Source organism: Tsuneonella sp. HG249 (genome assembly GCF_053819205.1).
On record NZ_JBSOQY010000001.1, the window covers coordinates 1434553 to 1447167 of the forward strand.

At 65.8% G+C, this 12615-nt stretch carries 11 protein-coding genes; 6 read left to right on the plus strand and 5 right to left on the minus strand.

The genetic code is table 11. The features are described from left to right. Positions 1-6: 6 nt before the first annotated feature. Positions 7-960 (minus strand): alpha/beta hydrolase, encoded by a 954-nt coding sequence (locus tag ACWPM1_RS07235; RefSeq protein WP_455694166.1) that lies wholly within the window; start codon positions 958-960, stop codon positions 7-9. A gap of 173 nt (positions 961-1133) precedes the next feature. Between ACWPM1_RS07235 and ACWPM1_RS07240 the strand changes: the two genes are divergently transcribed. The 3 genes from ACWPM1_RS07240 to ACWPM1_RS07250 all read left to right on the plus strand — a co-directional run bounded on the left by ACWPM1_RS07240 (position 1134) and on the right by ACWPM1_RS07250 (position 5289). Next, positions 1134-3143 carry a 2-oxoacid:acceptor oxidoreductase subunit alpha gene (locus tag ACWPM1_RS07240; RefSeq protein ID WP_455694167.1) on the plus strand — a complete coding sequence of 670 codons (2010 nt, stop codon included), beginning with the start codon at positions 1134-1136 and terminating at the stop codon, positions 3141-3143. Further along, the gene (locus ACWPM1_RS07245; protein ID WP_455694168.1) at positions 3140-4225 is read left to right on the plus strand and encodes a 2-oxoacid:ferredoxin oxidoreductase subunit beta; all 1086 of its coding nucleotides are present in this window, start codon (positions 3140-3142) and stop codon (positions 4223-4225) included. The genes ACWPM1_RS07240 and ACWPM1_RS07245 overlap by 4 nt, the downstream gene beginning before the upstream one ends. Before the next feature lie 155 nt (positions 4226-4380). Continuing rightward, on the plus strand, positions 4381-5289 hold the full coding sequence (locus ACWPM1_RS07250) for a metal-dependent hydrolase (protein WP_455694169.1): 909 nt from the start codon (positions 4381-4383) through the stop codon (positions 5287-5289). Here ACWPM1_RS07250 and ACWPM1_RS07255 read toward each other — a convergent pair. Further along, on the minus strand, positions 5273-6034 hold the full coding sequence (locus tag ACWPM1_RS07255; RefSeq protein ID WP_455694170.1) for a phosphatase PAP2 family protein: 762 nt from the start codon (positions 6032-6034) through the stop codon (positions 5273-5275). The two genes, ACWPM1_RS07250 and ACWPM1_RS07255, sit on opposite strands and share 17 nt — an antisense overlap. Positions 6035-6075: 41 nt before the next feature. On the opposite strand from ACWPM1_RS07255, the gene ACWPM1_RS07260 reads away from it, so the two are divergent. The 3 genes from ACWPM1_RS07260 to ACWPM1_RS07270 are packed head-to-tail and all read left to right on the plus strand — an operon-like array spanning position 6076 to position 9946. Beyond that, complete coding sequence (locus ACWPM1_RS07260; RefSeq protein WP_455694171.1) at positions 6076-7443, plus strand: cryptochrome/photolyase family protein; 1368 nt, start codon at positions 6076-6078, stop codon at positions 7441-7443. A gap of 35 nt (positions 7444-7478) precedes the next feature. Continuing rightward, on the plus strand, positions 7479-8765 hold the full coding sequence (locus tag ACWPM1_RS07265) for a class I SAM-dependent methyltransferase (protein WP_455694172.1): 1287 nt from the start codon (positions 7479-7481) through the stop codon (positions 8763-8765). Continuing rightward, complete coding sequence (locus tag ACWPM1_RS07270; RefSeq protein WP_455694173.1) at positions 8765-9946, plus strand: serine hydrolase domain-containing protein; 1182 nt, start codon at positions 8765-8767, stop codon at positions 9944-9946. Before ACWPM1_RS07265 ends, ACWPM1_RS07270 begins: the two co-directional genes overlap by 1 nt. On the opposite strand, the gene ACWPM1_RS07275 is transcribed toward ACWPM1_RS07270, so the two are convergent. From ACWPM1_RS07275 to purF, 3 genes are all read right to left on the minus strand, one after another. Continuing rightward, positions 9947-10294 (minus strand): PilZ domain-containing protein, encoded by a 348-nt coding sequence (locus ACWPM1_RS07275; protein ID WP_455695137.1) that lies wholly within the window; start codon positions 10292-10294, stop codon positions 9947-9949. Between the two features lie 122 nt (positions 10295-10416). Beyond that, complete coding sequence (locus tag ACWPM1_RS07280) at positions 10417-11127, minus strand: SDR family NAD(P)-dependent oxidoreductase (RefSeq protein ID WP_455694174.1); 711 nt, start codon at positions 11125-11127, stop codon at positions 10417-10419. Then, positions 11128-12600, minus strand: coding sequence for an amidophosphoribosyltransferase (gene purF, locus ACWPM1_RS07285; RefSeq protein ID WP_455694175.1), 1473 nt, complete (start codon positions 12598-12600; stop codon positions 11128-11130). Positions 12601-12615 lie beyond the last annotated feature (15 nt).

The following is a 12615-nucleotide window of genomic DNA, read 5'->3' on the forward strand; positions in this document are numbered from 1 at the left end:
GAATCCTCAGGAATGCCGCTCGAGCATGAGCTTGATAGCTTCGATGAGCGCCGCGACGTCCTTCTGCGCGCTCGGCACGGCCCTGCGAACGGTGATGAAGCCGTGGATGTTCCCCCGCGCTTCGATGTAGGTGACGTCGACGCCGCTCTGGATCAGGTGCGCGGCATATTCGCGGCCCGAATCGCGAAGCGGGTCGAGGCCCGCGGTGATCAGGACGGTGGGCGGTGTCTTGCCGTGGTCCTCGTGCAGGATCGGATAGTTGCGCTTGTCCTCCGGATCGGCGGCGTAGCTGCTCGAGAAGAATTCCATCGTCCGCGCGGTGAGCAGGAATCCCTCGCCGAAGCTCTTGTAGCTGCCGGTCTCCTCCACCGCGCTGGCGACCGGATAGATCGGCGCTTGCATGAGCACCGGCACCGCCGCCGGCTTGTCGGTAAGGGCCTGGGTAGTCACGATCGTCAGGTTTCCACCCGCGCTGTCGCCGGTGATAACGAGGCCGGTGACCTGGAAGCCCAGTTCCGCAGGGCTTCCCGCGACCCAGCGGGTGGCCGCTTCGCAATCGTCCGGGGCGGCGGGGAAGGGCGCTTCCGGCGCCAAGCGGTAGTGCACGGCGATGACCGGCATTTCGAGCCCAGCCGCCAGTTCGGTGCAGAACGCGTTGTGGGTTTCCAGATCGCCGATGACAAAGCCGCCGCCGTGGAAGAACATGACCGCCGGGCCCGGTTCGCGGTGCTCGCGCGCATCGTAAAGCCGCAGCGGGATCTCGCCGTCGGGCCCGGGACAGGTCAGGTCGCGCACCACCGCCAGCTCGCGCGGCTCGATCTCTGCCAGCTGCGCCATCGCGGTATAGGACGCGCGCGCCTGCTCCAGTGGCACTTCGTCGAGTTCGGGGCCGCCCATCGCCTTAAGCATGTCGAGAAATCCGCGCACGTCCTCGCGGACGTAATGCTCTGCTTCGGCCATGGATCGCTCTCCGGTAAGTTGCGTTTCAGGATGATTAGCGCCGCACCGTCGCTTTTCCACTCGACATTTTCTCCCCCGGGGAGAAAAACTTGATTGTGGGAGGGGATAGCGGTTCCTAGGTGCCGCTCCCTCGATTGAAAGCACCGCTCAACGGTGCACGACAAGGAATTGAAATGGCGACTCAAGCCGCCGAGATGCCGCAAGCGGCGGTCGGTCCTGAAAGCCCCGATGCAGTCGTGGTTCGCTTCGCCGGGGATTCCGGCGATGGGATGCAGCTGACCGGCGGTCAGTTCACGCTGTCGACCGCGCTGGCTGGCAACGACCTGGCCACGTTCCCCGATTTCCCCGCCGAGATTCGCGCCCCGCAGGGCACGCTGTTCGGCGTCAGCGCCTTCCAGATCAACTTCGGCTCCACCGCAATCGAGACCGCCGGCGACGCTCCTGACGTGCTGGTGGCGATGAACCCGGCCGCGCTCAAGACCAACCTCGAGGCGTTGAAGCCCGGCGGGCTGATCATCATCGACACGGGTGAATTCTCGAAGCGCAATCTCGAGAAGGCGAAGTACGCCGCCAATCCCATCGAAGATGGCAGCCTCGCCAAATGGCAGGTGCTGGCGTTCGACATCAGCGCGCAGACTATCGAGGCGGTGAAGCCGTTCGGCCTTGGCAACAAGGACGCGCTGCGCTGCAAGAACATGTGGACGCTGGGCCTAGCGCTGTGGATGTTCGACCGCGAGCGCGCGCCGATCCACGACTGGCTCAACGCGAAGTTCAAGGGAAAGCCCGAGCTTGCCGGCGCCAACATCGCCGCGCTCGACGCCGGGCATGCCTATGGCGAGACTGCCGAGCTGTCGGGCCCGTTGCGTCAGGTGCGGGTCGAACCGATCGAGAGCGCGCCGGGGCTTTACCGCACCATCACAGGCGCCGAGGCGGTTAGCCTGGGGCTGGTCGCCGGCGCGCAACTCGCTCACCTGCCGCTGTTCTTCGGCGGCTATCCGATCACCCCGGCCAGCGCGATCCTTCACCATCTCGCGCGGCTGAAGGAATTCAACGTCACCACCTTCCAGGCGGAGGACGAGATCGCCGCGATCTGCGCCGCGCTGGGGGCAAGCTACGCCGGCAGCCTGGGGATCACCTCGTCGAGCGGTCCCGGCATTGCCTTGAAGGGCGAGGCAATGGGCCTGGCGATCATGACCGAGTTGCCGCTGGTGATTGTCAACTCGCAGCGCGGGGGCCCCTCGACCGGCCTGCCGACCAAGACCGAACAGAGCGACCTCTACCAGGCGGTTTACGGCCGCAACGGTGATGCGCCGATGCCGGTAGTCGCCGCGCGCAGCCCCGGCGACGCGTTCGAGTGCGCGATCGAGGCGTGCCGCATCGCGGTCGAGTACATGACGCCGGTGATGCTGTTGACCGATGGCTACATCGCCAACGCCGCCGAGCCGTGGAAGGTGCCCGACCCGGCGAGCTTCGCCGCGTTCCCGGCGGCGTTCCTCGAAGAGCGCAATGCTCAGGATGGGGATGGGGGCGACATCCTGCTGCCCTACAAGCGCGACGCCAAGGGCGCGCGGCCGTGGATCAAGCCGGGCACGCCCGGCCTGATGCACCGTATCGGCGGGATCGAGAAGGCGGTCGACACCGGCCACATCGACTACTCGCCCGCCAACCACCAGACGATGACCGACGCCCGCCGCGACAAGGTGCTCGGCGTGACGGTCGCCGATCAGGACGTCTGCCTCGGCGAGACTTCCGGCAAACTCGCGGTGGTCGGCTGGGGGAGCACGTTCGGCCCGATCCACCAGGCGGTGCGCCGCGCGCGCAACCGCGGGATGGACGTCAGCCACATTCACGTGCGCCACATTTGGCCGCTGCCAGCCAACCTGGGCGACCTGCTGCGCGGCTTCGACCACGTGCTGGTGCCCGAGATGAATACCGGCCAGTTCAAGACCGTGCTGCGCGACCAGTACCTTGTGGATGCGCAGCCGCTGACCAAGACCAGCGGCCAACCGTTCCAGATCGCTGAGCTCGAGGCGGCGATCGGCAAGTTCTTCGACGGCATCCCGGGCAACGAGGGCGGGGAGGTCGACGCCAACCTCCAGCAGCTCCCCACGCCCGAAAGCGGCCACGACGATGGCTCGCTCCGCCCGCAATTCAAATCGCCCCAGAGCGAGTACGACGCATGAACGACATGACCCCCTTCGCCACCACGCTCAAGGACTGGGAGACCGACCAGGAGGTTCGCTGGTGCCCGGGGTGCGGCGATTATGCGATCCTCAAGGCGGTGCAGCGCACGCTGCCGCAGATCGGCGCCAATCCGGCGACCACTGTATTTATCAGCGGCATCGGCTGCTCGAGCCGCTTCCCTTACTACATGGAAAGCTACGGCTTCCACACCATCCACGGCCGCGCGCCGGCAGTGGCGACGGGCGTGAAGCTCGCCAACCCCGAGCTCGATATCTGGCTGGTGACCGGCGACGGCGACGGATTGTCGATTGGCGGCAACCACTTGATGCACGTTCTTCGCAGGAACGTGAACATGCAGATCATGCTATTCAACAACGAGATCTACGGCCTCACCAAAGGCCAGTACTCGCCCACCAGCCGCGAGGGGACCAAGAGCCCGACCACGCCGCTGGGCTCCTACGATCACCCCGCGCGGCCCGCGGCGTTCGCGCTCGGCGCTGGGGCGCGGTTCGTCGCGCGCGGGTTCGACGTGTCGAAGAAGCTGCCCGAAGTGCTGATCGCGGCGCACGCGCACCAAGGCGCGGCCTTCATCGAGATTTTCCAGAACTGCGTCGTTTACAACAAGGATGTGTTCGACGACTTCGCGCAGCCCAAGGGCGCCGAGGACCGCCAGCTGTGGCTCGAGGACGGGCAGCCGATGCTGTACGCGGGCGGCACCCAAGGAATTGGCCTTGACCGCGAGAACCTGCGGTTGATGGTCGTCTCGGTGGAAAACGGCGACTGGCAGGCGGCAGGCGTGATCGTCCACGACGTCCGCAACCGCAGCCTCGCCCACATGCTGGTCGAGATGCCGTTCGGCCCGTTCCCGATGGCGCTCGGCGTTCTCTACGATGATCCGCGCCCCACCTTCGAGGCGGCGGTCGCCGAAGAGCGGCAGAAGGCCAGCGCGGGCAAGGAAGCGAACCTCGCGCGCCTGCTCGGCAAGGGGCAAAGCTGGACGGTGGGCGACAACGCCGCCGATCCGGTCAGCAGCCGCCCGCCGGGGCAGGGCGGGCCCAACGCCGAGGAACCGCTGCTTTAGCGTTTTCCTACTCGGTGCAGCCGCGCTACCACCGCTGCCATGCCGATCTGGACCCGCATTCTCCACAGTAACTCCGGCGCGCGCGGCGGCGGTGGATATTTAGCGCCTGAACAGTGTGCCAACTGTGCCAAGTCCAACAATTCCGTGGGGCGCTGATGGACAATCTCACGCACAGCCTGGTCGGCGCGCTGATCGGGCAGGCGGGGCTCAAGCGGAAGACCGGCCTCGCGATGCCCGCGCTTATCATCGGCGCGAACATTCCCGATATTGACGCGGCGTGCTTCCTCTGGCTCGACGGGGTCCAGCACCTTGGGTTCCGTCGGGGGATCACCCACGGACCGATCGCCATGGTCCTGCTGCCGCTGCTGCTTGGGGGCGGACTGTGGTGGTTCGATCGCTGGCAGGCGAGACGCGGGACGCGGCCGGAGAGCCGTTTAGGCGTCAACTTCGTGTCGCTTTTCGCATTGGCGTTCCTCGCCACGCTGACCCACCCCGCGCTCGACTGGCTCAACGTCTACGGCGTGCGCCTGCTCGAACCCTTCTCGACCCGCTGGTTCTACGGCGACGTGTTGTTCATCATCGACGTCTGGCTGTGGGCGCTGATGGGTTTCGCCACCTGGTTCTCTTTGCGAAGAGAAAAGCAACGTGGCGATTGGCAGAGGCCCGCGCGCATCGGGCTGGCGGTCGCGCTGGCCTACGTCGGGCTCAATGCGGCGATCACCCGGAACGCCGAAAGCACGGTAGCGGAAGCGCCCACGGGTCAGGCGACCATCATCGCTAGTCCGCCCCCGTTCGACTTCACACGGCGCCAGGTTATCACCGGCGGTAACGGGCTTTACGCAGTCGACGGCACCGCCTTGCCGGGCGTCCCCTTGTCGCGATGCAACCTTGCTGAGCTTGCGGCGAACGACCCGCAAGTCGGCGCTTTCGTGAAATGGTCGCGGGCGCCGTTCGTCGAGCCTGGACTCGACGGAGTCTACCGATTGCGCGACGCGCGATACTACGATGCCCTCGCGAGAGACCGATTTTCCGTAGAATTGAGCGGGCTCAAGTGTGCCCGGTAGTCGGGTCGAGCGTCTCGGCCGCCTCGCTGTCCGCCGCTGCTCGGGCGGGCTTGTAGAGCAGCGCCGCCGCGAGGAACGCCCAACCCGCACCGCCGAGCCAGCCGGCGGTCACGTCGCTCGGGAAGTGGACGCCGAGCATCACCCTGCTCCACGCGATCATCGCAGAGAGCACCATCGCGCTGGCGATCAGGGTGTAACGCACCGAATGCCGCCGGCTCATCGAGGCGAACGCCAGCGCCATCGCGATGTAGACCACCGCCGAGTTGAAGCTGTGGCCGCTCGGAAAGCTCTCGCCGCCGGCCTCCATCAGGTGCGGCACGATCTGCGGCCGCTCGCGCCCGACGATACCTTTGAGCGCGCTATTGGCGATCCACCCGCCGGCCACCGTCATCGCGAACAACACCGCCTCGCGCCGCAGCGAGAGAAACAGCAGCGCTACCACCGCGCCAATCGCGAACAGGTTGCGCAGGAACACGCCGCCCAGAGCCGTGGTATCGCGCACAATCTCGAGCATCAGATGGGTGCCGGCGAATTCGTGGTCGCCCTCGCGGCGGGCGGCGAGCAGCCCGAACTCGTCAAACCCGCCAGTGCCTTCATTCAAAACCAACCAAACAATAACGGCGAAGCCCGTCCAGCAGACCGCGGCCGCGATCAGCGCCTTGCGCCGGTCGATGTGAAATCCGCGCGCCGGCAGGCGGACGGTCTCGGCGGGCAGATGGTTAGAATCGCGAATGATGTCGTCCATCTGCGAGCAACCAGCACGTTACGGCAGCGGTTCCAAGGCCGATGAGCGAACCGCAGATCGTCTGGCTCCGCCGCGACCTCAGGCTCGCCGACCAGGCGGCCTTTCATGCCGCGGCGCAGAGCGGTCCGGTGATCCCGGTCTACGTCCTCGACGATGCGGCCGCCGGCGAGCATGCGCTGGGCGGAGCGTCAAGGTGGTGGCTGCACCAATCGCTCGCCAGCCTGTCCGCCGATCTCGCGAAGCTCGGCTCGCGCCTAGTGCTGCGCAAGGGCGATGCGGTGGAAGAGATCGCGGCGGTTGCACGCGAAACCGGGGCGAGCTCGGTCCATGCCGTTGCCCACTATGAGCCGTGGTGGCGCAAGGTCGAGGCCGCGCTCGCCAGGCGGCTCGACCTGCGGTTGCAAGACGGCAACTACCTCCTTCCGCCCGGCGCGGTGCGGACAGGCGCCGGTCAGCCGTACAAGATCTACACCCCGTTCTCGCGGGCGGTTTTCGACGAAATGCCGCCTGCCGAGCCATTGCCCGCTCCAACCAGTTTCGACGCCCCCGAACGCTGGCCGCGGTCGGACTCCCTTCAAGACTGGAAGCTGCTGCCGGACAAACCAGACTGGGCGGGCGGGATGCGCGCGTTCTGGCGGGTCGGCGAAGCGGCCGCGCGTGAGCGGCTGGCCGAATGGACAGACGAAGTGGGCGCCTACGATCGCGGGCGAAACCAGCCTTCGGAGGACGGTACCTCGCGTTTGTCCCCTCACCTCCACTGGGGCGAGCTGTCGCCGGCGCAGGTATGGCACGCGCTCGGCCATCGCGGCCAAGGTTGGCAGACCTTCGCCAAGGAGCTGATCTGGCGCGACTATGCGCAGAACGTCATCGCCGAGTTTCCCGACTATCCGGCGAAGAGCTATCGCGAAGGGTACGGCAGCATCTGGCGGACCGGCGCGGCGGCGATGGCCGACTTGCGCGCCTGGCAGCGCGGCTTGACCGGCTACCCGATCGTCGATGCCGGCATGCGACAACTTTGGCGGACCGGCTGGATGCACAACCGAGTGCGGATGATCGCGGCGAGCTTCCTCGTGAAGCACTTGCTGATCGACTGGCGCGAGGGCGAGCGGTGGTTCTGGGACTGCCTCGTGGACGCCGACTACGCGAACAACGGCGTCAATTGGCAGTGGGTCGCGGGTACCGGCGTCGACAGCAACATGTTCGTGAGGATCATGGCGCCGCTGGCGCAGAGCGAGAAGTTTGGCGCGGCGGGCTACATCCGTGAACACGTGCCCGAGCTGGCCCACTTCGACGATGCGGAAATCCACGATCCGCCCGACGAGCGGCGAGGATCCTATCCGGCCAAGATCATCGGACACAAGGAAGCGCGTGAACGTGCTCTGGCTGCGTACCGCGACGCGCGCAGGTAGTTGAAGATACAGGGGCAGGGGTTCATAACGACGGGATGCGAGCGGAGGGGCTTGAGAGGGGCGGCTCCCTATTGACCGCGGGCGCGCGATTCGAGCGCAGCCCGGGCCTGCTCGCGCGTCTCATCGCGCCGGGCTTTCACAAGATGCTCGACCGCATCGACGAAGGCCTCGAAGTCGGTTCGATCCTTGGTCGCTTGCCCGATGGCAGCACGCGGCTGCTGGGCGGGCGTTCGCCCGGCTTCGCGGCGGAGGTCGACATCCGCGACTGGCGTGCTCTGCTCCGCCTCGCGACCAACGGCTCGATCGGTTGGTACCAGGCTTGGGAGGCGGGAGAGTGGGACAGCCCCGACCCGGTGCCGGTCTTCGCGCTGTTCATGGCCAATGGCGAGGCCCTGGGCGACACCGGGCGGGCTCGCGGCCCTTTCCGCTGGGCCGCCCGCTTCGCCCACTGGCTCAACCGTAACACGCCCGCGGGAGCGGCGCGAAACATCCACGCCCATTACGATCTCGGCAACGACTTCTACGCGGCATGGCTTGGGCAAAGCATGTGTTACTCGAGCGCGATCTTCGACGCCTCGGATCGCCCGTCGAAAGCCGCCCAGTTCCTGAGTTCGCTCGACTACGCGCAACTCGGCAAAGTCACCGCGATGCTCAACAGAGTTCGCGCCCACGAGGCCGCGAGCTTGCTCGAGATCGGCTGCGGCTGGGGCATGCTGGCGCATGCGGCGGCTGGATCGGGCCGCACCCAGGTCGATGCGATCAGCTTGTCGGACCAACAGCTCGCGTGGTGCCGCGAGAAGGCGAACGATCCGGCCAACCCTCGCTTTCTCAAGCAGGACTACCGCGACACGCAGGGACAGTACCACGCGGTCGTCAGTGTCGAGATGGTCGAAGCATTGGGCCGGGAATACTGGCCTCATTTCTTGGACTGCGTGGCGCGCAACCTGAAGCCGGGCGGGCGTGCGGCAATCCAGTTCATCTCGATGAAGGAGGAGCTGTTCGAGGCCTATGCCAAGAGCGCGGACTTCATCCAGGCTTACATCTTCCCGGGCGGCTTGCTGATCAAGACCAGCGAGTTCCGCCGACTGGCGGAAGAGCGCAGGCTGGCATGGACCGAACAGGCGGACTTCGGACAGGACTATGCCGAGACGCTGCGGCTGTGGCGGATCAACTTCGATGCCGCGGTAGCGGACGGCCGCCTGCCCGACGGCTTCGACGAACGCTTCGTGCGCCTTTGGCGCTACTACCTGATGTACTGCGAAGGCGGGTTCCGGGGATGCGGGATCGACGTTCACCAAGTGACCCTGATCAAGGAGCAATGATGCGCCATCTGTCCATAGCACTGGCCGCGTTGGCGTTGACCGCGTGCGCCACGGTACCGGGGGAGCAGCCGGTACGAGTCACGCAGCCGCGCAACGTCGTGCCACTGGCGGACCAGCAAGTGCTGTTCTGGGACGATGCGACCCGGGCCGACCGTTTCCGTCGCATGGAGGACTACTTTGCCGGCATCGAGGTGGCTCCGGCGGCAAAGGTGCGAGCCCTTCCCGCTGGCACGCCCTTCGACGCAGCCACGTTGGCTGCGCTCGATGGGTATCTGGCGTCGCAGAGTGCCGCCGGCATGATGGTTCTGCAGGACGGGCGTGTGCGCTACGAAAAGTACGGGCTCGGCTTCCGACCCGACCAGCGCTGGACGAGCTTCTCCGTTGCCAAGAGCTTCACGTCGACCCTGCTGGGCGCGGCGGTGAAAGACGGCTTCATCGCCAACATGGACGATCCGGTCACGAAGTACCTGCCGCGGTTGGCGGGGACCGCTTACGACGGCGTGAGCGTCGAGCAGCTGGCGACGATGACCTCGGGGGTGAAATGGAACGAGGACTACACGGATCCGGCCAGCGACGTGGCGAAGATGCTTCAGATCGCCCCGGTCGCCGGTGAATCGCAGGCCATCACGTATGCCAAGGCTCTGGACCGTGAGGCGCCTGCCGGCCGCAAATGGGTGTACAAGACGCTGGAGACGAATCTGATCGGGGACTTGGTTGCCGCCGCCACCGGGCAGTCGCTGGCAGCCTACAGCAAAAGCAAGATCGTGGACCCGGCAGGCTTTGCCGGCGGCCTGTTCTGGATGAGCGACCTGACTGGCGGGAACATCGGCGGTTGCTGCCTCTCGCTCAGCCTCGCCGACTACGCCCGGATGGGACAGTTTGCGCTCGAGGGCGGGCAACCGTCGGTTCCGTCCGGCTGGTTCGCCAGCGCGGGTGCGCCGCAGGTCGATTTCGGAGATACCAACCCGTCGGGCCCGGGATTTGGCTACGGCTACCAGTGGTGGTCCTACCCGGGTGGAAACTACGGCGCGCAGGGGATCTTCGGCCAGTCGATCACGATCGTACCCGAACGCCGTATGGTAATCGCCATTGTCTCGAGCTGGCCCAAAGCGACCGGCCGCGAGTTCTCGACCGCGCGGCTGGCGCTCGTGAATCAGTTGATCGCGGCGAGCGGCCGCTAGCTAGATAACCGGCCGGAACACGCCGCCGCTGGTATAGCGAGTAAGAATGTTGTCGTGCACGATAGGGCTCAGCAACTCGGAAAACGCGCAACCCGCGATGCAATTGTCCCACCAAACCACCTCGGCCTGCAGCGATTCAAGCCCGGGCAGCGTCAGCCAGCAGAATTGGCCCACGTGCATACGGTTGATGGCCGCAGCGGAGAACCCGGAGATCGACAGATCGTGGACTACGGTGCGAAAGGGGCGGCCGCCCGAAGCGCGCAACTGCGCGGGGATGCTGATCTTCGTGCGCGGTGAGCACCGGTCTTCCTGCGAAGCCAGAGCATAGCGTTCGTGCGTGTTGATCATGGCGTCATCGAGCCCTTGCTGGCGTTCCACTCAAGGTCTTTCCCGCGCGCATCGCGGTTAGACTAGGCGGACGGTGCCGCAAGCTGCTTTCCGGATGGTTTCGGAGGTAGGTTAAGCGATTACTAAGGACGTTCGCGGTGGCGCGTCGGAAAGTCCTGCGCGAGCAAGGAAAGAATGCGCTCGGCGACGTCTTCCGGCGGCTTGACGCTCGCTGGATCCTCGCCGGGATAGGCCTTGGCGCGCATCGCGGTCCGGGTCGCACCCGGGTCGACTATCGCCACTCGCGTATCGCCGAGCTTCTCGACCTCCATCGCATAGCAGTCGAGCATAACCTCGAACGCTGCCTTGCTGGCGGCATACGCCGACCAGAACGCCCTAGGCTGCGTCGCGACCGACGTGGTGACGCCAATCACCCGCGCATGACCCGCCCGCTTGAGGAGCGGGTCGAATGCGGCAATTAGCGCCTGGGTAGCGAGCACGTTCACCGTCAGCGCCTGACCTAGCTGCTTGGGATCGATTTGCGTTACCGGAGTCAGCGTCGGAAGATATGCCGCGTTGATCACCAAGATGTCGAGACGGTCCCAGCGCTGCGCAGTGGCAGCGGCAAGCCGGGGAATACCGTCCGCCTCGGACAGATCGAGCGGAGCAATGGTCGATGTCCCGCCTGCCGCGTGTATCGAGTCTTCCACCGTCTCGAGCGCTTTGACGTCGCGACCGGTTAGGACGACATGCGCGCCGCTAGCGGCAAGCGCTTGCGCTGTCGCCGCACCGATCCCTCGGCTAGCGCCGGTCACGAGCGCAACCCGCCCCTCGAGCACTTTGCCGTCAGTCACTTACGCAACCTTGTTGACAGGGAACGACAGCTGTGGCTCGCGCTCTTCGCGCATCGCCAGGTCGGTGAGCGCGGTCGGATAGTCGCCGCTGAAACATGCGTCGCAGAACTGCGGGCGCAATGGATTGCGCGATTGCTCCCCGACCGCCCGATACAGCCCGTCGATCGAAACGAAGGCGAGGCTATCTGCCTTGATGAACTCACGCATGGGCTCGACGTCCATTCGCGCCGCCAGAAGTTTCGAGCGCTCCGGCGTGTCGACGCCGTAGAAGCACGAATGCGCGGTGGGTGGGCTAGCGACCCGGAAGTGAACCTCGGTCGCGCCGGCATCGCGCATCATCTCGACGATTTTCATGCTCGTCGTGCCACGCACGATCGAATCGTCGATCAGGACGATGCGCTTGCCCTCGACCAGTCCGCGGTTGGCGTTGTGCTTGCGCTTCACGCTCGAGTGGCGCGCGCTGTCGCCAGGCTGGATGAACGTCCGGCCCACGTAGTGCGATCGTATGATGCCGAGTTCGAACGGCACCCCCGACTGTTGGGCGTATCCGATCGCCGCCGGCACGCCGCTGTCGGGAACCGCGACGACCAGATCCGCCTCGACCGGCGCTTCTATTGCCAGTTCGCGCCCTATGGCCTTGCGCGCTTCGTAAACCGAGCGTCCGTCGAAGATCGAATCGGGGCGGCTGAAATAGACGTGCTCGAAGATGCAGGGCCTGGGGTGGTGATTGCCGAACGGCCGCAGCGTGGTGACCTTGCCATCGAAGTCGACTCGCACGATCTCCCCCGCCTCGACCTGTCGAACCAAGTCGGCGCCGATGACATCGAAGGCGACCGTCTCGCTCGCGAAAACGGTTGCGTCGCCGAGCTTGCCCATCACCAGCGGCCGGATGCCGAGGGGATCGCGGCAAGCGATCATGCCTTCTGGGGTCATCACGATCAGGGAGTAGGCACCTTCGACCAGGCGCAAGGCGTCGATCAGACGATCGATCGTCGTCGGGTAGCGGCTCGTGGCCACGAGATGGATGATCACTTCGGTATCGGAGGTCGACTGGAAGATCGCACCCTTGGAAACCAACTGATCGCGCAGGGTCTGCGCGTTCGAGATGTTCCCGTTGTGTGCGACGGCAAAGCCGCCCGAGGCCAGATCGGCGTAGAGCGGCTGCACATTGCGCAGTCCGGCGCCGCCGGTTGTGGAATAACGGACATGGCCGGCGGCCATTGTCCCCGGCAATTCGGCAAGCGCGCCATGCGAGGAAAAGTTCTCGGCAACATGCCCCTGGCCGCGTCTCGAGTAGAACTCTTGGCCGTCGAAGCTGGTAATTCCCGCGGCCTCCTGACCGCGATGCTGGAGCGCATGCAAGCCGAGCGCCGTCACGGCTGCCGCATCCATCGCTCCGATAGCGCCGAATACGCCGCACTCTTCGCGGAGCTTGTCGCCATCCGCGGTTTCGAACGGGTGATTTATGGTCATCGGCTGGGCGGGCCT

Bases quoted from the DNA above. Each gene is read 5' to 3' on its own strand.
- ACWPM1_RS07235 (WP_455694166.1), bottom strand. From the start codon at position 960: ATGGCCGAAGCAGAGCATTACGTCCGCGAGGACGTGCGCGGATTTCTC.
- ACWPM1_RS07240 (WP_455694167.1), top strand. From the start codon at position 1,134: ATGGCGACTCAAGCCGCCGAGATGCCGCAAGCGGCGGTCGGTCCTGAA.
- ACWPM1_RS07245 (WP_455694168.1), top strand. From the start codon at position 3,140: ATGAACGACATGACCCCCTTCGCCACCACGCTCAAGGACTGGGAGACC.
- ACWPM1_RS07250 (WP_455694169.1), top strand. From the start codon at position 4,381: ATGGACAATCTCACGCACAGCCTGGTCGGCGCGCTGATCGGGCAGGCG.
- ACWPM1_RS07255 (WP_455694170.1), bottom strand. From the start codon at position 6,034: ATGGACGACATCATTCGCGATTCTAACCATCTGCCCGCCGAGACCGTC.
- ACWPM1_RS07260 (WP_455694171.1), top strand. From the start codon at position 6,076: ATGAGCGAACCGCAGATCGTCTGGCTCCGCCGCGACCTCAGGCTCGCC.
- ACWPM1_RS07265 (WP_455694172.1), top strand. From the start codon at position 7,479: ATGCGAGCGGAGGGGCTTGAGAGGGGCGGCTCCCTATTGACCGCGGGC.
- ACWPM1_RS07270 (WP_455694173.1), top strand. From the start codon at position 8,765: ATGCGCCATCTGTCCATAGCACTGGCCGCGTTGGCGTTGACCGCGTGC.
- ACWPM1_RS07275 (WP_455695137.1), bottom strand. From the start codon at position 10,294: ATGATCAACACGCACGAACGCTATGCTCTGGCTTCGCAGGAAGACCGG.
- purF (WP_455694175.1), bottom strand. From the start codon at position 12,600: ATGACCATAAATCACCCGTTCGAAACCGCGGATGGCGACAAGCTCCGC.